The following is a 20,760-nucleotide window of genomic DNA, read 5'->3' as shown; positions in this document are numbered from 1 at the left end:
GTCACAGCAAGCAATGCTATTGGAACCGGATTGGTGCATTTTACGTCAAGTTCCAAAACAGCCAACACGGAGCCTGGCAAAGGGATACTAAAACAAGGACGTGTCGTTCCACTGCGCAGTCGCTAATAACTTGAGGCAGAGAAATGCGGACAGACACACCCATACCCAGCAAGCATCAAAGCCGGTTGACACCTGAAACGAAGGCGTCATGACGGCCAGGCCTGAACCCGACGCGGTTCACCATCACAGCCTGGTGCCACCCCATCGTCGTGCTCGGGTCATTTTCGCCCTGGTTTTCTTCTCTCTGAGTCTGTTTTTGCTGACCTACGTCGGCACAGTCCCGCCCAAATAGCCGGGCGGGAGCTACTCTACAAAGGCGATTTCCCGTCATTCAGGGCCAGGGCGCCCTTTACGATGCGGTAGATAATCCAGATGGATACGCCCAGAAGCACGAACCAGCCAACGATAAGGGGAGTGGTCACAATGCCGACAACAGTCCACAGCAGCCCTATCCAGAAGGTGCGGATCTGCCAGCGAAAATGAGGTTCTATCCAGGTGTTTTTGACATCATCAAGCTTGACGTAATTGATGATAACGCCGGCAAGGCCGGTGATCCCTCCGACAAAGAACGATAGCGCCTGGAGGATATAAACCAGCACGGCCAGATTGCGGCCTGGTTCTTCGCGGCGGGCCAGCGGATCATCGTCGGCGGGAATGTATTCAGGCTCAGGCAATGGATTCTCCACTCAGTGACTGTCCGGTTTGTAACCCAGGCGGAAACCGCCCCAGTGTTTACCGTTCACATAAATCGGCACCGACAGGTCATGCATGATTTCCCCGGTATCCCGACGATAGGTCTGCAGCAGCATACTCTGGGTATGGCTGCCACAACGGGCGCCGGTGCGGTCGTTGAACAGCCGCTTGCTGCGGCTTTTCATCAGGTCCACTTTCGGATCGCCGGTTGGTGCATGGGCAAAATCACGGTTATGGGTAGGCACATAGCCATCGGGCGCGATGGCTATGGCATACACCATGGACGAATGAGCTGCCTTTACCGCTTCCTGCACCGATGGAAGCTGCTGGTCAGTAAACCGGTCATAACTGCTTGAGTACTTCTGGGGATCGGTATTCGGTATGGGCTCCCTCTTCTTGTCAAACAGAGCGTTCTCGGACAGCTGTCCGTCACGAACCGCCTGTTCGAAGAGCTTGCCGATACGGTCTGCACCCTGGCGGGCCTGATCATAGAAGGCCCGATGATAACTTTCATCACTGTTCAGGGCAAAGGCGGCATTGGCCTCTTCCGCCAGTTCCATCAGGGTTGCGGCCTGCTGGGCGAGGGAAGCCACGCTGGTATCACTCTCCGTGATCTGGTCCCGGACCGTTTCAATGGCGCCAGACACCTGCTGCAGGCTTTGTTCGTTATTCTGGTCAATCTCGGCAATACGGGCCACCTGCTGCTGAACCCGGTCGGATTGATCGCGAATCTGATCCAGGCGCTCACCGACACTTTCAACCGATTCCAGGCCAGCCTCGACGCTTTTGGCAAGGTCCTCGATTCGCGAGACAATCAGGGAGGTATCAGAGCGGATTTCCTGAAGGGTTTCGGCCACTTCACCGGTTGCCTGTGCGGTTCGACCGGCCAGTTGCCTGACCTCATCGGCGACAACGGCGAAGCCGCGCCCCTGATCGCCCGCACGGGCCGCCTCAATGGCCGCGTTCAGTGCGAGCAGGTTGGTCTGTTCGGCGATTCCCTGAATGGTGGTGGTGACACCCTGGATCTTGTTGGATTTCTCGTTCAGCTCCTGGATCAGCCTCAGATTCTCGCTGGACTGCTCGTGCACCGCCCGCACACTGTCTATGGCCGATGTCAGCGCTTCCCTGCCTTCAATGCTCACCTGCCGATTCTGCAGGGCCATGGTAGCGGCGTCCGTGGCCTGCTGGGCGGATTCCCGCACACTTTCTGTAATCTGCCCGGCATACTCCGACATCTGCGAGGTTTCACTGACCTGGCGGTCCAGGCGGACCTTTAACTGATCCGCTGCGAAAGACACCTGGGCCGCCGAAATCGCGCTCTTGTCGGCACTTCCCGACAGCGCCTCAATCAGAGCGCGACCGGCCTTCGCCTCGGCAAGGAGGCCCGAACACTGTTTACCCAGGAGGCTCTCATCAGAGAGCTCGCCGGCACTCAGTTGCTTGAGGGAACGTTCTACCGGCTCCAGTACCCGCAATACCAGATAAGCGGTGGCCACCACCAGGCCGATTACCAGGCCCGCCAAAACCGACGAACCGTCCAGCCCGATCAACGGTGCCCCCATTGTCGCCACGATGGCAACAACAACCGCAACCGACACCCCCATAAACAGAATAGGTCGACTGAGTAAACCCATAGCCACCTCGTTATTATCATTATTAATGAATGCATCTTTATTGGATATTACCCGTGAGAGTAATGAATTGACCTGTGTTAATAACTGCTACTTTAGTTCACCAATAATTGTTTTTCGGCAGGCGGCTACAAATCTGAAGCAAAAAAAACGCAAGCCGGAGACTTCCAGGCAGAAGAATCCGGCTTGCGTTCAGGCTCAGTTGAATGGTTGGCAGCCTGAATCAGGCGCCGATCACACCTCCATCATCCCGCGTTACGATCACTGTTGCATCCCGGGGACGGTCCTCCGCCGCATTCGGCCAGTTGCCGTCCGGATGCTGGATGTTGACGAACATGGTCTTCACATCCGGTGTCGATACGACGCCGGTGACCTCACAACCTACCGGACCGACGAAGAATCGCTTGATTTCACGGGTCACCGGATTGGCTGCCAGCATCATATTGTTCTGGTACGGCGCGGCATCACTGCCATCGGTCTGAATCCACAGGCGTCCATTGTAATCAAACCACAGGCCGTCGGGACTGTTGAAGATATTGGTATCGTCCAGGGTAACCACTGCTTCTCCATCAACCACGGTTTCGGTTCCCTGTTCACCGGCGAACACAAAGATGTCCCAGTCAAAGCTGGTCGCTGTGTGGTCGTTGCCGGCTTCTGTCCAGCGGATAATATGGCCGGTGGCATTCTCAACAATCGGGTTCGCAGCGTTAACGTCGTCAAACCCTTCTTTCCCACGGTTGCTGTTGTTGGTCAGCGTGAAGTAAACCTCTCCGGTTTTCGGATCAACAGCGCCCCATTCCGGGCGGTCCATCGTGGTGGCACCTGCGATGTCGGCCGCCAGACGGGTATTCACCACAACGTCGGCCTGATTCTCGAAACCATCAAACTGGATATCGCCCACCAGGGTTCCCTGAGCGGCTGCAACCTTGTCGGCAAAGTCTGCGTCTTCCAGATCCAGTGCCAGCCAGTCGCCGGAGCCGTCGGCGTTGAATCGGGCGACGTAGAGCGTGCCTTCATCCAGCAGGTAGCCGCCAGCCGTTGCGGCATGGTAAGGCTTGGAAGAGACAAACTTGTAGATGTATTCGAAGCGGGAGTCATCACCGGAGTAGCAAACCACCGGCTCACCTTCTTTGGCAGACGCAAAGATAACACCCTCATGACCAAAACGGCCCAGAGCCGTCCGTTTCTGGGGTTTGCTCTCGGGGGTGAAAGGATCAATCTCAACCATGTAGCCGTAAGTGTTCGCCTCGTTACGATAATCCTCGGCTGCAGAAGAAGCGCCGGTGGTTGTTACGTTGAAACGCATGTATTCGTCGGCACCCGTATCAGCCAACTCCCAGTCATAACGGGAGTTGTCATTTACACCATGTCGCACATATTCACGGGGGCGCTCGGTATCGGCGGTGGCAAAGTAGCCATGCCAGTTCTCCTCCGCCGTAAGATAGGTCCCCCATGGCGTCGGGCCCATCGCGCAGTTGTTGAGGGTACCGCGGGTTTGGGTGGCATTCGGGCTGTAGGCGGTGATCAGCTTGCTGTAGCCACGAAGCGGGCCACGAATATCCATTTCGGTATTGCCGGTAATGCGCCGGTTAAAGGGGCTGCCGAAAACGATGTCCCAGGCACCATTGCTGTCGCGCCTGATGTGAATAACGGAAACACCGTGAGCCGCAATCTCCTTGCGAACTTCGTCCGCCGGACGAACATTCCCGTTATCAGCAGCTCTGGTCGGGCCGTTGGCATGCAGCGCGCCCTGGTTGATGTATTCGTGGTTCATGACCAACAGGCCTTCGGTAGAGCTGTTGCCCCCGGACTTCTGGTCGATCGGGAAAAAGTGCACGCCATCGTGATGCATACCAACCTGCTGCTCCTGGTCTTCGCCGGTGTTGGTGCCATCGGCGCGGTATTCAGGATAGCTGCCAGTGATCGGCGTTCCCCAGGGCACAAAGGTTTCAGTCGAGTAGCCTTCCGGAACAACAACGCGGTTTTCGGTTGAAACCGCCACCGGCTTGAATCCCAACTCTGTGCTGGACTGGACATCACCAGTGGTGCTGCCGTTGTCGTCGTCACTGTCAGAGCAACCAACGAGGCCCATCCCCATAACACTTGCCAGGGCAGCGCCAACACTGCCTTTCATCAAAGTGCGCCGCTGCATTCTTGCGGTCAGCACCGATGCGAAGGACGTATTGCCGGAATGATTTACAACGGGCTCGAAATTGGGATCCAGATAATTCGGATCCAGGTCATGCTTCGCCATGGTCCTGCCTCTCTCGGGTGGTTTATAGGTTATTCCGAGAACCCAGTGTCGATGGCGAAGGTGACAGATTGCAGACAGTCAGAAGTCAGTTTCTTTAACGTTTTTTGACAGTTCAGACGAAAAAAGCCTGCCCGGTCAGGGGCAGGCTTTTTCACGCAACGGTGCGCGTCTTCGAGGCAATCAGGTGGCCTCGGCGTGAATCCGATGATTCTATTGCATGGAGTCACCTGCCTCCTCAGCAGCTTCTCCCATTTCTTCGCCTGCTTCGTCCATTGCCTCGCCGGTTTCCTCAGCGGCGTCGCCAGCGGCATCCTTGGTTTCATCCCAGGCGCTGTCATTCTGGCCAGTGGCGTCTTCGTAAGTCTCTTCGATGGAATCGCCAGCGTCGTCCGCCATATCCTCGATGTTATCACCGGCTTCCTCGAAATCTGCGCCCTCATTGTCGTCCTGACTGCAGGCCGCGAGGCCCAGTGTCATCAGCAGTGCCAGTGCGCTCAGTGTCAGCTTGTTCATAACCATGTCCTTATTCGGTTTGAGGTGTGAAAACAACAGCGACAAGTCTACGGCCATCGCCGACACCGGCACAATTACCTGCTGATTACGTTTTTGTTAGTAGTGACAATAAGTTAGGAAAAGCAATGACCTGAGAACGTCAATCGGCCACCGACACTGTTCTGCCATCAAGCGTCAGTACATGATCCAGCCGGACCATATGCCCACGCCCCAGAAAAACAAACTCCTGGCCTGCCCTGCTGAAGAGATCCCGGATGACATCGTGGGTAGTCTGGACCTGCCCGGCATCGTCGCGATACACGATTTCCGCCAGCTTTGATGAGGTCAGGTATTCCCTCAGCAGGCTCTGTATTTCACAGCGCACCGGATGGTAAGCGTTAGAGGCATTTTCCCACGTCATGGCAGACTCTTCCCTGTGGATACCGACAGGACAGAAAAATGCCCCGGAGCGCCGAATTCAGCGCGGGAGCCGGGGCATGCCTACAGTCTGGTTCAGATTGAGTCAGTCTGCCAGTCTCAGAACCACTCCGGCTTCATGTTCATACAGGTATCGTCCTGGTTCCTCAGCAACACCAGGTCCTGCGCCACGGTTGGCAGTTCCCAGTGGAAGAAGTACTGGGCAGCCTGCAGTTTGCCCTGGTAGAAACTGCGTTCGTCGTCGCTGTTCGCCGAGCCCAGCGCCTTGGCCGCGGCATTGGCCTGGCGCAGCCACATCCAGGACACAATGATGTGGCCGAACAGGTGCAGATAACATGAGGCGTTGGCCAGAACCCGGTCCGGGTCTTCCGACATCAGGGACTTGCCCAGGCTCTGGGTGACTTTGACAGCCTGTTGCAGGGTTTCACTCAGGGAAAGCGCCCATTGCTGGCAGCGGTCGGTAGTGGCGGCTTCGAGATCCACCTGCATTTCCTGCATCAGCAACTGCAGGCCGTGGCTCTGGTCCTGCCAGATCTTGCGGCCCAGCAGGTCCAGTGCCTGTATGCCGTTGGTGCCTTCGTGGATCGGGTTAAGGCGGTTGTCACGCCAGCACTGCTCCACCGGATATTCCCGGGTATAACCCGCACCGCCGTAAACCTGGATGGCGAGATCGTTTGCCCTGGGGCCGAACTCTGACGGCCAGGCCTTGATGACCGGGGTCAGTAGGTCCAGCAATTTGCCGGCTTCCATCCGCTTTTGCTCATCCGGATGGGTGTGCTGGTCATCCATCAGGCGCGCACCGTACAGGCACAAGGCCAGGCCCCCTTCGCTGTAGGCCTTCTGGGCCAACAGCATTCGGCGCACGTCGGCGTGTTCGATGATCGGCACCTGGGGCGCTTCCGGATTCTTTTCCGACGGTTTGCGGCCCTGCAGACGGTCTTTCGCATACTCCAGGCTGTGCATGTAGCCACGGTAGCCTATGACGGCGGCACCAAAGCCTACACCGACGCGGGCCTCGTTCATCATCTGAAACATGTACTTCAGGCCCTGGTGAGGCTCGCCAACCAGGTAGCCGTGGCAGGGGGCGTCGTCACCGAAGCTCAGGGCCGTGGAGGTGGTGCCCCGATAACCCAGTTTGTGAATCAGGCCCGCCAGGTTCACGCCGTTGCGCTGTTTCGGGTTGCCGTCTTCATCAACGATGAATTTCGGCACGATAAACAGGGAGATACCTTTCACCCCCGCCGGTGCGCCTTTGATCTTGGCCAGCACCATGTGAACGATGTTTTCGGTGATGGATTGTTCGCCGCCCGAAATATAGATTTTGGCGCCCTTGATCAGATAGTGGCCATCATCTGTTGGCGATGCGGAGGTGCGAATGTCCGCGAGGGAGGAGCCGGCATGGGGCTCGGTCAGGGCCATGGTGCCACTGAAACGGCCGCTGAGCATGTGGGGCAGGAAGGTGTTTTGCTGCTGGTCGTTGCCGAATACGCGGATCAGGTTGGCGGCAGCGGTGGTCAGGAACGGATAGCCGGCTGTGCCGGGGTTGGCTGCGGTGAAGAAGCCGTTGCAGGCAGCCATCACGGATTCGGGCAGTTGCATGCCGCCGAGTTCGTAGTCGTAGCGGCCGGCGATAAAACCCGCGTTGGCGTAGGCGTCGAAGGCTTCTTTTACCTGGGGAAGCATTTCAATCTGGCCATCCACGAACTTCGGTTCGTCTTTGTCGGCGGCGCTGTTGTGGGTGGCGAACTTTTCCCGGGCCATTTTATCGGCGGTTTCGATGACGGCGTCGAAGGTGTCGCGGTTGTGTTCGCTGAAGCGTTCGCGTTCGCTGAGGCTTTCGGTGTCGAGTACTTCGTAGAGTTGGAACGCCAGGTCGCGGCGGTCGATCAGGGTGTCTGTCATTGGGGTAGTCTCCTGTTTATGGCGTATAGCCTCTCATACGGTTGTTTTGTTGAAACCGGCGTTAATGACATGATCATGGTTAATCCCGCCACTTTTCATTCTGGGCGACCGGGCAATCACGGGGATTACACTGCTTGCGGATGGAGACTGGCGGGAGAAGTGACGAGAATGGTGGGTTACGAGGACGTCAGTTCGTTCAGCCGTCTGTTCCGGAAACACACTGGCCTGCCCCCCGGTGTTTACCGGGCCCGCTTTGGTCGCTAGCGCACATACACGGCGGTTTGGCCCGGGTTATGCTTTGTTACAACCATAGGGCCGAAAGCTGGCGCCAAACGTAAAGTTTATTGACACAGGCTATTTCCCGCGGAGGGTAATACCATGACAGCACTACAGAGAAACCAGCAATCCGATCTGCTGAGCCGCCTCTACGCCATGAAGCAGAAACAGCTGCTACAGGCCAGCCAGCAGGCCGACAGCCTTCGTTACCGGGTACTGTCTGCCGAAGCTGACGCCATCAGCGCAGCCCTGAAAGCCATTCGATAACGGGCAGCCAGGACTGTAACGGTACCTGACTGCCACTAACGCCGGAGTGATAAAGGCGCTCACTTTGTGACCAAAATTGTCCATACGGTCAAATCCGGGCAGCCACTTCTGTCCCCTGGCGGATGGCCCGCTTCGCGTCCAGCTCTTCAGCCACATCAGCGCCACCAATCAGATGCGTCTGAATTCCCCGGTTTACCAGATCATCAAACAGGGCACGGAACGGCTCCTGACCTGCGCAAATGATGACATTATCCACCGCCAGCACCTTACTCTCCGTAACCTTGCCATCTTTGTCTGATAACGTGATGTGCAGGCCCTCATCGTCAACCTTTTCGTAGCTGCAGCCCCGGAGCATTTCCACGTCCCGGTGCTTGAGGCTGTTGCGGTGAACCCAACCGGACGTCTTGCCCAGGCCGCCACCTACCTTGCTGCTCTTGCGTTGCATCAGGTAGATCTTGCGCGGTGACGATGCTGGCTTGCGTTCCGCCAGCCCACCCGGCCCTTCAAATTGCGGGTCAACGCCCCATTCCGCCTGCCAATCGGCAACGCTGACCTGCTCGCCCTCGGGGTGATGGCCGGATTCGTGGGTGAGGAACTCACTGACATCGAAGCCGATACCCCCGGCGCCAATCACCGCCACTGATTTGCCAACGGGCTTGTTGTGACGAAGCACGTCGAGGTAACCCAGCACTTTCGGATGATCGATACCGTCAATCTTCGGTGTTCGTGGTTTCACGCCCGTGGCGATGATGACGTCGTCAAATCCGGCTTCACTGAGCGAGTTCGAGTCAACGCGGGTATTGAGCCTGAGCTCAATGCCGAGGATTTCAATCTGGCGCTGGTAGTACCGTAGTGTCTCGTAGAATTCTTCCTTGCCGGGGATGCGCTTGGCATAGTTGAACTGGCCGCCAATCTTGTCATCCGCTTCAAACAACGTCACTTTGTGCCCTCGTTTGGCGGCGGTGGTGGCTGCAGCCAAGCCTGCGGGCCCGGCGCCCACTACAGCAATACGGCGGCTGACCGGCGCCACCGTGAGCACCAGTTCGGTCTCGTGGCAGGCGCGGGGGTTCACCAGGCAGGACGCTCGCTTGAGCTGGAACACGTGGTCCAGACAGGCCTGATTGCAGGCAATGCAGGTATTGATTTCATCGCTGCGGTTCTGCTCGGCCTTGCGAACAAACTCCGAATCCGCCAGCAGCGGCCGCGCCATGGACACCATATCCGCCTTGCCGGCGGCAAGGATTTCTTCACCTTTCTCCGGGGTGTTGATGCGGTTGGTGGTGCACACCGGGATATCCACTTCGCCGTAGAACTTGGCGGTGACGTCGGCAAAGCCGCCCCTGGGCACGGAAGTCACAATCGTTGGCACCCGGGCTTCGTGCCAGCCGATGCCAGTGTTGATAATCGTGGCACCAGCTTTTTCGATGGCCTTCCCCAGTTGAACGACCTGCTCCCAGGTCTGCCCGCCTTCCACCAGGTCCAGCATCGACAGGCGGTAGATAATGATGAACTCCGGGCCGACCGCTTCCCGCATCCGGCGGACGATCTCCACCGGCAACTGCATACGGTTCTCAAAGGGGCCGCCCCATTTGTCAGTGCGCTTGTTGGTGCGCTCGCACAGAAACTGATTGATAAAATAGCCTTCCGAGCCCATTACCTCGACGCCATCGTACCGCGCGAGCTTTGCCAGTTTGGCGGCATCGACAAAATCATTGATCTGTTTGTCCACGCCTTTGGTAGACAGGGCCCGTGCCTTGAAGGGCGTGATCGGCGCCTTGGTGGCAGAAGCTGACACGCTGAAGGGCTGGTACCCGTAACGGCCGGCATGCAGCAACTGCAGGCAGATCTTGCCACCGGCATCGTGAACTTCGTTGGTGACATGGCGATGAAGCAAGGCGGTACCGCGATGGTTCATGGTGGACGCCAGGGGCGAAAGCTGGCCCACAAAGTTGGGAGAGAAGCCACCGGTGACCATGAGCCCAACGCCGCCTTCCGCACGTTCGGCAAAATAACGGGCAAGTTTGTGGATGTTCCAGAAACGGTCTTCCAGACCCGTGTGCATGGAGCCCATAAGCACGCGGTTTTTCAATTCGGTGAAGCCCAGGTCAAGGGGCTTGAGCAGGTTCGGGTAGGCTGCAGTCATGTAGTCTCTCCTTCGGGAGGCAACATGGTAGCATAGCGCCCTACGACTAATGTATGACACGGAACCGACGATATGAGCACAAGCGATTCTGAACGGGTACTGATCGATATTGAGGATGGCATTGCGACTGTCACCCTCAACCGGCCGGAAAAATATAACGGCCTGGACATGCCCATGTTCGAAGCCATTACCCGGGCGGCCAAGACCCTGAAGAAAGACCGCAGTGTGCGCGCCATTATTCTGAGAGGTGCAGGAGAGGCCTTCTGTTCCGGGCTGGATGTAAAAACCGTGTCGAAGAACCCGGTAAATTTTCTCAAGCTGCTGATAAAGCCGGGCCGCAAGATCAGTAACCTTGCCCAGGATGTAGGCTATTTATGGCGGGATGTGCCCGCGCCGGTCATTGCCGTCACCCATGGTTATTGTTTTGGCGGCGGCTTCCAGGTGGCGCTGGGGGCCGATTTCCGGTTTTCCACTGACGACTGCGAGTTTTCCATTATGGAAAGCAAGTGGGGCCTGATCCCGGACATGAGCCTGACCGTATCCCTTCGCGAACTGATCCCCATTGACCTGGCCAAGGAACTGACCATGACAGCCCGGCGCTTCAACGGTACCGAGGCAAAAGCCATGGGCCTGGTCAGCCGGGTGAGCAACGATCCGATGGCTGAGGCCCTGGCCTTTACCCGCGAATTGGCGAATCGCTCCCCGGACGCTGTCGCCGCCAGCAAGCTGCTGTTCAACCGGAGTTGGAGCGCCACTGACAAAGTAGCGCTGGACTGGGAAACGAAATTGCAGAAGAAGGTGCTGGGCCGTGCCAATCAGCGTGTTGCGCTAGCACGGAACTCCGGCTCTCCGGACAAACCGTACCAGGACCGCCGTGATTTCTGACCGCTATTGGTGATAGCGTGGTTTCTCACTGGTCCGACAGCTCTGCAAAACCGTATGGAGGTGTCTAGTCTTGTAGTCAGGCGGCCTGCAACCTGTCTTGCCTTTAATCAAGGTGTCGGATAGGCTCTCAGGCGTCTGAATACAGGGTAGTAGTCAACATTCCCTGTGGATCCGTCTCCAGCCCCGGAGCGATCCAGCCGACTTTAACGGGCCTGACTGGAGCGCAATCTCAACATGCTACTGGCTGTGTTATCAGGATTTCTGCTGGCAATAGTGGCACCGGCGCTACACCGGGTAACGGGCAGGTACATCGGCTGGACGCTCGCGATACTGCCCGCCAGCCTGACTGCCTATTTCGCCAGCCTGATTCCGGAAATCCAGGCCAATGGTTCGCTGGTTCTGGAATATGCCTGGATACCGGGCCTGGGCATCAACCTGAACTTTCTGGTTGACGGCCTTTCCCTGGTGTTTGCCCTGATGATCAGCGGCATCGGCACGTTTATCCTGATTTATGCCGGCGCCTACCTCGCTGGCCATAAATACCTGGCACGTTTCTTCGTGATCATGTTGTCCTTCATGGCCTCCATGCTGGGACTGGTGCTTTCTGACAACCTGGTTTCGCTGTTCGTGTTCTGGGAACTCACCAGTATCACCTCCTACATGCTGATCGGCTTCAACCATGAAGACATGGAGGCCCGAAAATGTGCGCTTCAGGGCCTGTTTGTCACCGCCGGCGGCGGCCTCGTACTGATGGCGGGGCTGATTCTTCTGTCGATCATGACTGGCAGTTACTCCTTGGCTGAAATCCTTGCGTCGGACCTGGCCCTCCATGAACACGTCTTCTACACAGGGGCGGTCATCTGCATCCTTGCGGGATGCTTTACCAAATCCGCCCAGGTGCCGTTCCACTTCTGGCTGCCCAACGCCATGGCGGCACCCACGCCGGTTTCCGCCTTCCTGCACTCCGCTACCATGGTGAAAGCCGGCGTATACCTGATGGCCCGCCTGAATCCCTCTCTGGGGGAGGGCGAACTCTGGAGTCAGGCATTGATGCTGTTCGGTGCCGCCACCATGTTTACCGGTGCCTACCTGGCCTTCTGCAGTACCGGTATCAAGAAAGTCCTCGCCTACTCCACCATCATGGCCCTTGGTACCCTCACGATGCTGATTGGCGTGGGCACCGAACTCGCCCTGACTGCCTTTATCTGTTTCCTGGTGGCGCATTCGCTGTACAAAGGGGCGCTGTTCATGATCGCTGGCGCCCTGGATCACGAAACCGGCACCAAGGACATCACCCGCATGGGCGGCCTGAAAAAGGCCATGCCGGTAACCGCGGTGATCGCATGCCTGGCAGCGTTGTCCCTGGCGGGCCTGCCACCCCTGTTCGGGTTTATCGCCAAGGAACTGCTGTTTGAGTCATTGCTGGACTCCCCGCTCTGGTCCGCCGGTCTGACCACGGTAGCCGTTGCTGCTGCGGTGCTGATTGTCGGCGTTGCGGGCCTGGTGGCCATCAAGCCTTTCTTCGGTCAGGTCGGCAATACACCGAAAACCCCTCACGAGGCGCCCTTCGGTATGCTGATTGGCCCTGCGGTACTGTCAGTGACTGCCCTGATATTCGGCCTCGCTCCGTTCCTTCCCGAGGGAGCGCTGCTACAGTCTGCCGTAGGCAGCGTCTATGGTGCTTCGGTAGAAACCCATCTGGCGCTCTGGCACGGCGTCAACGTGCCACTGATATTATCCATCGGAAGCCTGGCACTGGGCCTGAGCCTGCTGACCGGCTGGAACCGGCTGCAGCCATCGATTTATGCCATCAATACCTCCGCCGCCCGGTTTGGCCCGGAGGCGGGGTACTTCCGCTTTATGGAAGGCATCACCATTGTTGCTGCCTGGCAGACCCGGGTATTGCAGAACGGAGTGCTCGGTTTGTACCTGCTGCTGCTGGTAGCGGTGACCTTCGGCCTCACCGGGTACACCCTGCTGACCCACCATGGCATCAATCTGACCCTGGATCTGACTGACAGTTACTTCTATGAGTGGGGCATTGCTCTGCTGCTCGTTGCCGCTGCCACTTTTGCCAGCACCACCCACTCCCGCCTGGGCTCGGTGGCTTCGATGGGTGTACTTGGCTTCGGCGTTGCCCTCACCTTTATACTGTTCAGCGCGCCTGACCTGGGCATTACCCAACTGCTGGTGGAAACGCTGACCGTCATCCTTCTGGTGCTGGTGCTGTTCAAGCTGCCGGAATTCGTCAACCTGTCCTCGCCGTTCGAACGATACCGCGACCTTGCGGTAGCTACGTTTGCTGGCGTGGTGATGACACTGCTGATTCTCGCCGCACTGGATGTTCAATACTTCGAAAGTATCTCGAGCTACTACGTCGAGAACAGTGGGACGCTGGGCCATGGGCGTAACATCGTCAACGTCATTCTGGTGGATTTCCGGGCTCTGGATACACTGGGCGAGATCTTCGTTCTGTCACTGGCCGCCCTCGGCGTGCTTTCAATGATCAAACTGAGGGCGGAGGATCAGTACAAATCATGAAATCCAACACCCTGATTCTGCACACCGCTGCACTGTTTATCATGCCGTTGCAGCTTATGTTCTCCGTCTTCCTGCTGCTCCGCGGCCACGACGAGCCCGGTGGCGGTTTCATTGGCGGACTGGTAGCGGCGAGTGCCTTTGTGCTCTACGCCTTTGCGTTTGGCTCGGAACCCACTCGCCGCATCCTTCGGGTCGCCCCCAGGGATCTCCTGGCTGCCGGGCTGTTGTTCGCCATCGCCTCGACCATTCCTGCGTTTCTGGCAGGCCAGCCCATGCTGACCGCTCACTGGTGGGAGCTGCCGCTTCCCGGCGGTAGCTACCTCAAGCTGTCAACGCCACTGATTTTTGATATTGGCGTTTACGCGGCCGTCCTTGGCACCATCATGACGTTTGTTATCAACCTGATGGAGTCGGATGAATGAACCAGGCTATTGAAATCCAGTACATCTTTTCAAAAGGAGGGCCGTTATGGAAAGTCTGATGGCTTACGTCGTCGGCATCCTTTTCGCGGCAGCGATTTACATGATGCTGCGACGCTCCATTGTCAAACTGGTCATCGGCCTGATAATGCTGAGCAACGCTGCCAACCTTCTCATTTTTGTCGTCTCCGGCATGACCAGGGGAGCGCCTCCCCTGCTTCCGGAAGGTGCTGATGCGCCTCTGGGTGTGGTTGCTGACCCGTTACCCCAGGCACTGATACTGACTGCCATCGTTATCGCCTTCGGCGTCCTGGCCTTCGCAGTGGTTCTTATACGCCGCGCGTATGAAGTAGTGGGAACCGATGACCTCGACCAGATGAAGGATACGGACACTTGAACCTGGAACTCGTCCTCCCGATTCTTATTCCGCTGATTTCCGGCGCCCTGTCCGTGGCACTGTGGCGCTCGGTTCGCTATCAGCGCATCCTGGCGGTTCTGGCTACTGGCCTTTTGCTCGCTGCCAGTGTCTGGCTGCTGCGCTCAACCATTGACCAGGGGTTCCTGGTGATGGAAATGGGCAGTTGGCCAGCACCCTTCAGCATTGTGTTTGTCTCCGACCTGCTCAGTGCCATCATGATCGTGTTGACCGGCATCATCGGTCTTGCCATCGCCATCTACTCACTGGCGTCCACACCCAGCGGGCATGAGAAATTCGGTTATTATCCCCTGATGCACCTGCTGCTGGCCGGGGTTTCGGGTTCTTTCCTGACTGGTGACATTTTCAACCTGTTCGTCTGGTTTGAGGTGATGCTGCTCGCCTCTTTTGCTCTGCTCACTCTGGGGGGCGAACGGGCGCAGATGGAAGGGGCGATCAAATACGTCACCCTGAACCTGTTTTCTTCCGCGATTTTCCTGTCAGCGGTGGGCCTGCTTTACGGAACCGTTGGTACGCTCAACATGGCGGATATCGCCCAGAAAGTGGCCACACTGGAAGACCCCGGCATGGTCACGGTGGTATCCATGATGTTCATGGTGTCCTTTGGCATCAAGGCGGCCGCCTTTCCACTGTTTTTCTGGTTGCCAGCTTCCTATCACACTCCACAGGTGGCGGTTTCTGCCCTGTTTGCCGGGCTGCTGACCAAGGTGGGTGTCTACGCCCTGTACCGGGTATTCACCCTGATCTTTACCCAGGATGTGGAGTACACCCACACGATTCTGCTGTGGGCCGCTGCGCTCACCATGCTGACAGGTGTTCTCGGGGCTGCGGCCCAGTTCGAGTTCCGCAGGATTCTGTCGTTCCATATCGTCAGCCAGATCGGCTACATGATTCTGGGACTTGCCCTGTTCACCCCGCTGGCCATCATTGGCGGCGTGTTCTATATCATGCACCACATCATCGTTAAGACGAATCTGTTCCTGGTCAGTGGTATTGTTTACCGGCTGCTCGGCAGCTACGAACTGAAGGATCTTGGCGGCGTCTACAAAGAGCGGCCAATGCTCGCCCTGCTGTTCCTGATTCCTGCCCTGTCACTGGCCGGTATTCCGCCCCTGTCCGGGTTCTTTGCAAAATTCGTTGTGATCCGCGCCGGCCTGGAAGCAGAAGCCTATGTTGTGACCGGCATAGCCCTGCTGGTTGGCCTGCTGACGCTCTACTCCATGATCAAGATCTGGGCGGAGGTGTTCTGGAAGAAAACGCCAGAACACGTCAAGTCCCTGAGCCTTTTGAGGGGCGACGTGAAAACCGGTCACAACTGGGCCTACCACGTACCGGTCGTCGGCCTTGCTGCCTGCACCCTGTATATTGGCCTTAACGGTCAGCCGATCTATGAACTGGCGGAAATGGCGGCTGACCAGTTGATGAACCCTGAGCTCTATATAGAAGCGGTTCTGGGAGGTGCGCAACAATGATCGGATTCTTCTGGAACATCATGCTGGCACTGGCCTGGGTGGCCCTGAGTGGCAACTTCTCGGCGATGAACTTCCTGGCGGGTTTCTTCTTTGCCTACCTGGCGCTGATGGTCCTGCAAAGGCAGGTCCCCGTGCTCAAGGGCTATTCAAGCCGTATCCCCCGGGTGGCGGCGTTTCTGGTGTTTTTTGTGAAAGAACTGGTCAAAGCCAACTTCCGCGTTGCCTATGACGTCGCCACGCCGGTCTGGTATATGAGACCCGGTGTGATTGCATTTCGTCTTGAGGCCCATACCGACGTCGAGATCATGTTCCTGAGCAGCGTGATCTCCCTGACACCGGGAACCCTGAGCCTGGACGTGTCGGACGACCGTCAGGTGCTTTTCATTCATGCCATGTTCCTCCAGGATGAAGAACAGTTGCGGCAGGACCTCAGGGAACTCGAGCACCGAATCCTGAAGATCTTGCGCTAAGGAGCCAATACGTGATTCCGTTTGTGATCAACATTGTCTATTTCATGCTCTCGTTGGCGCTCCTGTTCGCATTCATTCGCCTGACCAGGGGGCCTTCACTGCCAGACCGTGTCGTGGCCCTGGAGTTGGTGGCTTCCATTGTGGTGGGTTATGTCGGAGTGCATGCGATCGATACCGGAGTCTCCAGCCTTCTGGACGTGGCCATCGTCATCGCTCTGACTGCCTTCCTGGCAGCCATAGGATTTGCCCGCTTCCTGGAACGGGGAGGTCGCAGGAATGATTGAAATCATCGTCTCGGTACTGCTTCTCGCAGGGGCGGCATTCATGCTGCTTGCTGCCGTTGGCATTCTTCGCCTGCCTGACCTGCCCACCCGCATGCATGCGTCCACCAAGGCCGGTGCCATGGGTGCCATGTTCACCATGGGCGGTGTGGCGTTCTATTTCGCAGACAGCATCGTGTTTGCCCGGGCGTTTGCGATTGTGGTGTTCATCCTGATTACCTCACCCATCGCCGCCCATGTTATCGGGCGTGCCGGGTACTTTACCGGAACCACCCTCTGGGACGGTACCGTCAAGGACGAGCTCCGGGAAAACTACGACGCCGAGACACACAAGCTCAGCAGCGGCTATGAGGGTAGCCCCGAGAGCGTGACACCTCCGCCCGAACCCGAGTCACCCGAAGACCCCTAGGTGTCCCCTTCTTTTAGGTTTGCCGCGGTGATTTTTCACAACGCGGCAATACAACTTCGCGTATAGTGCGCCCATCAATTATGAGGAGATGCTTTCATGTTGAACGTGAATGAATATTTTGATGGAAAGGCCAAATCCATTGCCTTCCAGACCTCCACCCTGCCAGCCACCGTAGGCGTGATCAGTCCTGGCGAATACGAATTCGGCACCAGTAAAAAAGAAACCATGACCGTCATCAGCGGCGCACTTACCGTACTGCTGCCAGGTATGGATGAATGGATGACCTATGGTTCCGGCGAGTTTTTCGAGGTAGCGGGACAGGCCAGCTTCAAGGCAAAAACCGACGTAGACACTGCTTACCTGTGTACCTACGAATAACACCTGCACATCACTCCGGAGAAACGCGGAACGGGACACACGGGCCAATAAAAACCTGCGGCTCCGGTTCTGCGTTATTTTTAACCGTTAAAGGTTTCCGTTGACGTAAAACTGTGTCAGATTTAGGACTCTTCTCGTTATAAATTAAACAATTGAGAAAGAGGCATCGAGTTATGGCACAGACCCGCATCCTGCCGCCGGCAGACAACGCCCATCAGTATCCACTGCTGATCAAGCAACTGCTCATGTCTGGCCCCAGGTACTCTCCTGACCAGGAGATCGTTTACGCCAACCGTTCAAAATACACCTACACCGATCTGGTTGAACGCATCCATCGCCTGGCAAACGCCCTGACCGATGCCGGCGTCAAACCTGGTGACACCATCGCCGTTATGGACTGGGACACGCCCCGTTACCTTGAGTGTTTCTTTGCCATTCCGATGATTGGTGCGGTCCTGCACACCGTCAACGTGCGCCTGTCGCCGGAACAGATCGTTTACACCATGAACCATGCCGAAGACGATGTGGTCATGGTCCATGACGACTTCCTGCCCATCCTGGAAGGCGTGAAGGACGAGATCAAAACCGTCAAACACTACATTCAGCTAAGCGACGAGCCGAGCGCGAAGTCCACCTCACTCAATTCCCTCGGTGAATACGAGTCGCTTCTGGGCAAGGCGGACACCCAGTTCGACTTCCCGGATTTTGACGAGAACAGCATTGCCACCACCTTCTACACCACCGGCACCACCGGTAATCCGAAGGGGGTTTTCTTCAGCCACCGGCAGCTGGTCCTGCACACCCTGGCCATGACCGGCTCCCTGTCCGCCTACGACGAGATCCCGCTGCTGCGCTCTTCCTCGGTGTATATGCCGGTCACCCCCATGTTCCACGTTCATGCCTGGGGTGTGCCCTACGCCGCTACCATGATGGGCATCAAGCAGGTTTACCCCGGCCGCTACGAGCCCGAGCTGCTGGTGGATCTGCTCAAGGAGCACAAGGTCACTTTCTCCCACTGTGTCCCCACAGTGATGCAGATGATGATGGCCACCGAATCCATCAAGACCGCCGACCTGAGCAACTGGCATGTACTGATCGGTGGTAGCGCCCTTACCCGGGGCCTGTGCGACGCCGGCGCCAGACTGGGCATCTCCATGTACACCGGTTATGGCATGTCAGAAACCTGTCCACTGCTGAGCGTAACCCACCTCAAGCCGGAAGACCTGGAGCTGCCGCTTGAGCAGCAGACGTCCAAGCGCATCAAGACCGGCATCGCAGTGCCCATGGTCAACCTTGAAATTGTTGACCCGGAAGGCAACCCGGTGCCCCACGACGGCGAAGCCAAGGGCGAAGTGGTTGCCCGCGCGCCCTGGCTTACCCAGAGCTACTTCAAGGAGCCGGAAAAAGGCGAGGAACTCTGGCAGGGTGGCTGGCTGCACACCGGTGACGTGGCCAGCATGGAGCCTGACAACACCCTGGTGATCAAGGACCGCATCAAGGATGTGATCAAGACCGGCGGTGAATGGCTGTCATCCCTGGACCTGGAAAACCTGATCAGCCAGCACCCGGCGGTTGCCGGCGCTGCAGTGGTTGGCGTGCCTGATGAGAAATGGGGCGAACGCCCCCATGCCCTGGTGACGCTGAAGCCTGGTGAGGAAGCCAACCTGGAAGATATCCAGAGCCACCTGAAGCAGTTCGTGGATTCCGGCGAAATCAACAAGTGGGCCATCCCCGGCCAGATTGATTTTGTTGAGGATATTCCGAAAACCAGTGTTGGCAAGATCAACAAGAAGCTGATCCGGGATCAGTTGAAATAGGGATCATCGGCGCAAGCCCGGCCATGGGGTCAGATGATTGTCATCTGACCCCATATCATGCTCACAGGTCATTGGGCAGAATCAGCTCGTAAACCATTCCCAGCCCATTGGTAAATCCGCCAACGCCGTTTCTACCCCCACGATCCGATGTAAAGTACATCCGACGCCCATCCGGCGAAAAAGCGATCCCAGCAACCTCCGAAGCGTCCTGCCCGACTATCTGCAGCAGCGGCTTAAGAGTGCCGTCCGGCAGAATCACCACAACCTGCATATCGCCACCATCCTCTGCCACGAGGATATCTCCCTGCGTGGTTACGAACAGGTTATCCACGCCGGACAGAATGTCGTTTGGAGCAACCGCAGTGGCTCGGTCATAAATGACTTCAATGGTCTGTGACAGGGTATCCACTGCCCAGATCCGGTCGTCACCCTTGGTGGCGAAGTAGACGATGCCCTTGAAGAACCAGACGCCCTCTCCTCCGTCGAACACTGTTGAAGCTGGCAGACGATTCTCATGTTGCGGCTCATGGGGATTCTGGACGTCAAGCCATTCAATCGCCTGAGGCGCGTCCAGAGCTGCATCCACGCCCTCTCCGCGCACTGCCAGCACCTGGAGGCGCCCCGATTGCAGTGCAGCCCGGTCACTGCCCTCCGGCCAGTCGGAAGGGTCTGGAATCCAGCGGTAGAACCGACCATCCGGCATATCCTCGGTGAGATACAGCATGCGCTCGCCCGGGTCTATGGCAATCGCCTCATGGGAGAAAAAGCCCAGCGTCGGTCTCGCCAATCCTTCACCAGGCTGGTAAGGGTCACATTCCCAGACCTGCCCGTTGGGAAACTCCTCACACGACAGCCAGGTATTCCAGGGTGTTACGCAGCCCGCGCAATTGAACGTGGTGCCGCTGAGGATTGTATAGGAGTCGACAATTGTGCCGTCGGGATCGAACACCAGCGTACCCACCTGGGCAAGCCCCGGTGTGAACTCTTCAATAGCGGTGGAAAGCCCCGCCAGCTCCGGGAAGGTAAACCCCAGCGTGCCAGCTCCGGGAACCTCACTGTTACTGATGTAGATCCAGCCGCCGTTTTCACGGGGCACAACGCCTCCACCATCCGGAAAGATGTGCCAGGGCTGGTTACCAATGCCGCCCGTTTGCGGCGCGCTTGCGTCCATTCCTTCAGGCTGGGGAAGCTCACCGTTGATCGCGACAATGCGCGTCGCAAAGCCTTGAGGGGATCGCACGCCATGAATGTCGGCATCCTGCAACGGACCGATATCGGCAAAGCGTCCAAGGAGTTCATCTACAATCTCGGGAAGCTCCTCGCCATCGGGCACGTCACCAATACCAGGGGTAGGTGCAGCGGCGGTGGAATCAGAGCCACCACAGCCGACCAGCCAGGACGCAGAACCCACCGCGCCGGCAGTGAAGAACAGCGTCCGTAGAACATCACGGCGCTTCCACTGATTAGCTTCCGGAAAGAATGATCGGGACATCGGT

General features: G+C 57.5%; 19 protein-coding genes. 11 read left to right on the top strand and 8 right to left on the bottom strand.

Annotated elements, in window-relative coordinates; translation table 11 throughout:
• Window positions 1–368: 368 nt before the first annotated feature.
• The 6 genes from QPL94_RS08800 to QPL94_RS08775 all read right to left on the bottom strand — a co-directional run bounded on the left by QPL94_RS08800 (window position 369) and on the right by QPL94_RS08775 (window position 7,470).
• Window positions 369–734, bottom strand: a complete 366-nt coding sequence (locus QPL94_RS08800) for a DUF4870 family protein (RefSeq protein WP_285356850.1) — start codon at window positions 732–734, stop codon at window positions 369–371.
• Between the two features lie 12 nt (window positions 735–746).
• Window positions 747–2,387 carry a methyl-accepting chemotaxis protein gene (locus tag QPL94_RS08795; protein ID WP_285356848.1) on the bottom strand — a complete coding sequence of 547 codons (1,641 nt, stop codon included), beginning with the start codon at window positions 2,385–2,387 and terminating at the stop codon, window positions 747–749.
• A 220-nt stretch (window positions 2,388–2,607) separates the two neighbouring features.
• Window positions 2,608–4,638: a PhoX family protein gene (locus QPL94_RS08790; RefSeq protein WP_285356846.1), complete on the bottom strand. Its 2,031-nt coding sequence runs from the start codon at window positions 4,636–4,638 to the stop codon at window positions 2,608–2,610.
• Window positions 4,639–4,848: 210 nt separating this feature from the next.
• Entirely contained in the window at window positions 4,849–5,151 is a 303-nt protein-coding gene (locus QPL94_RS08785; protein WP_285356845.1) for a hypothetical protein, read from the bottom strand.
• A 139-nt stretch (window positions 5,152–5,290) separates the two neighbouring features.
• Entirely contained in the window at window positions 5,291–5,551 is a 261-nt protein-coding gene (locus QPL94_RS08780) for a hypothetical protein (protein WP_285356843.1), read from the bottom strand.
• 116 nt (window positions 5,552–5,667) lie between these two features.
• Window positions 5,668–7,470 carry an acyl-CoA dehydrogenase gene (locus QPL94_RS08775; RefSeq protein ID WP_285356842.1) on the bottom strand — a complete coding sequence of 601 codons (1,803 nt, stop codon included), beginning with the start codon at window positions 7,468–7,470 and terminating at the stop codon, window positions 5,668–5,670.
• A gap of 378 nt (window positions 7,471–7,848) precedes the next feature.
• On the opposite strand from QPL94_RS08775, the gene QPL94_RS08765 reads away from it, so the two are divergent.
• Complete coding sequence (locus QPL94_RS08765) at window positions 7,849–8,013, top strand: hypothetical protein (protein ID WP_285356840.1); 165 nt, start codon at window positions 7,849–7,851, stop codon at window positions 8,011–8,013.
• 88 nt (window positions 8,014–8,101) lie between these two features.
• On the opposite strand, the gene QPL94_RS08760 is transcribed toward QPL94_RS08765, so the two are convergent.
• Complete coding sequence (locus QPL94_RS08760) at window positions 8,102–10,156, bottom strand: NADPH-dependent 2,4-dienoyl-CoA reductase (RefSeq protein ID WP_285356839.1); 2,055 nt, start codon at window positions 10,154–10,156, stop codon at window positions 8,102–8,104.
• Between the two features lie 72 nt (window positions 10,157–10,228).
• Between QPL94_RS08760 and QPL94_RS08755 the strand changes: the two genes are divergently transcribed.
• From QPL94_RS08755 to QPL94_RS08710, 10 genes are all read left to right on the top strand, one after another.
• On the top strand, window positions 10,229–11,041 hold the full coding sequence (locus QPL94_RS08755; RefSeq protein ID WP_285356838.1) for a crotonase/enoyl-CoA hydratase family protein: 813 nt from the start codon (window positions 10,229–10,231) through the stop codon (window positions 11,039–11,041).
• A 234-nt stretch (window positions 11,042–11,275) separates the two neighbouring features.
• The gene (locus tag QPL94_RS08750) at window positions 11,276–13,582 is read left to right on the top strand and encodes a putative monovalent cation/H+ antiporter subunit A (protein ID WP_285356836.1); all 2,307 of its coding nucleotides are present in this window, start codon (window positions 11,276–11,278) and stop codon (window positions 13,580–13,582) included.
• Entirely contained in the window at window positions 13,579–14,004 is a 426-nt protein-coding gene (locus tag QPL94_RS08745) for a Na+/H+ antiporter subunit B (protein WP_137435237.1), read from the top strand. The genes QPL94_RS08750 and QPL94_RS08745 overlap by 4 nt, the downstream gene beginning before the upstream one ends.
• Before the next feature lie 46 nt (window positions 14,005–14,050).
• Window positions 14,051–14,398 carry a Na+/H+ antiporter subunit C gene (locus tag QPL94_RS08740; RefSeq protein ID WP_285356834.1) on the top strand — a complete coding sequence of 116 codons (348 nt, stop codon included), beginning with the start codon at window positions 14,051–14,053 and terminating at the stop codon, window positions 14,396–14,398.
• Window positions 14,395–15,909 carry a Na+/H+ antiporter subunit D gene (locus QPL94_RS08735; protein WP_285356832.1) on the top strand — a complete coding sequence of 505 codons (1,515 nt, stop codon included), beginning with the start codon at window positions 14,395–14,397 and terminating at the stop codon, window positions 15,907–15,909. The genes QPL94_RS08740 and QPL94_RS08735 overlap by 4 nt, the downstream gene beginning before the upstream one ends.
• Complete coding sequence (locus QPL94_RS08730) at window positions 15,906–16,379, top strand: Na+/H+ antiporter subunit E (RefSeq protein ID WP_137435240.1); 474 nt, start codon at window positions 15,906–15,908, stop codon at window positions 16,377–16,379. Before QPL94_RS08735 ends, QPL94_RS08730 begins: the two co-directional genes overlap by 4 nt.
• Before the next feature lie 11 nt (window positions 16,380–16,390).
• The gene (locus tag QPL94_RS08725) at window positions 16,391–16,663 is read left to right on the top strand and encodes an MrpF/PhaF family protein (protein WP_137435241.1); all 273 of its coding nucleotides are present in this window, start codon (window positions 16,391–16,393) and stop codon (window positions 16,661–16,663) included.
• The gene (gene mnhG, locus QPL94_RS08720) at window positions 16,656–17,069 is read left to right on the top strand and encodes a monovalent cation/H(+) antiporter subunit G (protein WP_285356830.1); all 414 of its coding nucleotides are present in this window, start codon (window positions 16,656–16,658) and stop codon (window positions 17,067–17,069) included. Before QPL94_RS08725 ends, mnhG begins: the two co-directional genes overlap by 8 nt.
• A 96-nt stretch (window positions 17,070–17,165) precedes the next feature.
• Window positions 17,166–17,447 (top strand): pyrimidine/purine nucleoside phosphorylase, encoded by a 282-nt coding sequence (gene ppnP, locus QPL94_RS08715; RefSeq protein ID WP_137435243.1) that lies wholly within the window; start codon window positions 17,166–17,168, stop codon window positions 17,445–17,447.
• Between the two features lie 173 nt (window positions 17,448–17,620).
• Window positions 17,621–19,264 carry a fatty acid--CoA ligase gene (locus QPL94_RS08710; protein WP_285356829.1) on the top strand — a complete coding sequence of 548 codons (1,644 nt, stop codon included), beginning with the start codon at window positions 17,621–17,623 and terminating at the stop codon, window positions 19,262–19,264.
• Window positions 19,265–19,325: 61 nt separating this feature from the next.
• Here the strand turns inward: QPL94_RS08710 and QPL94_RS08705 are convergent, their stop codons facing one another.
• Window positions 19,326–20,756 (bottom strand): alkaline phosphatase PhoX, encoded by a 1,431-nt coding sequence (locus tag QPL94_RS08705; RefSeq protein ID WP_285356828.1) that lies wholly within the window; start codon window positions 20,754–20,756, stop codon window positions 19,326–19,328.
• Window positions 20,757–20,760 lie beyond the last annotated feature (4 nt).

It is taken from the genome of Marinobacter sp. SS13-12 (assembly GCF_030227115.1).
In the GTDB taxonomy this organism is placed as follows: domain Bacteria; phylum Pseudomonadota; class Gammaproteobacteria; order Pseudomonadales; family Oleiphilaceae; genus Marinobacter.
This window is presented reverse-complemented; position numbering and strand designations above follow the sequence as displayed.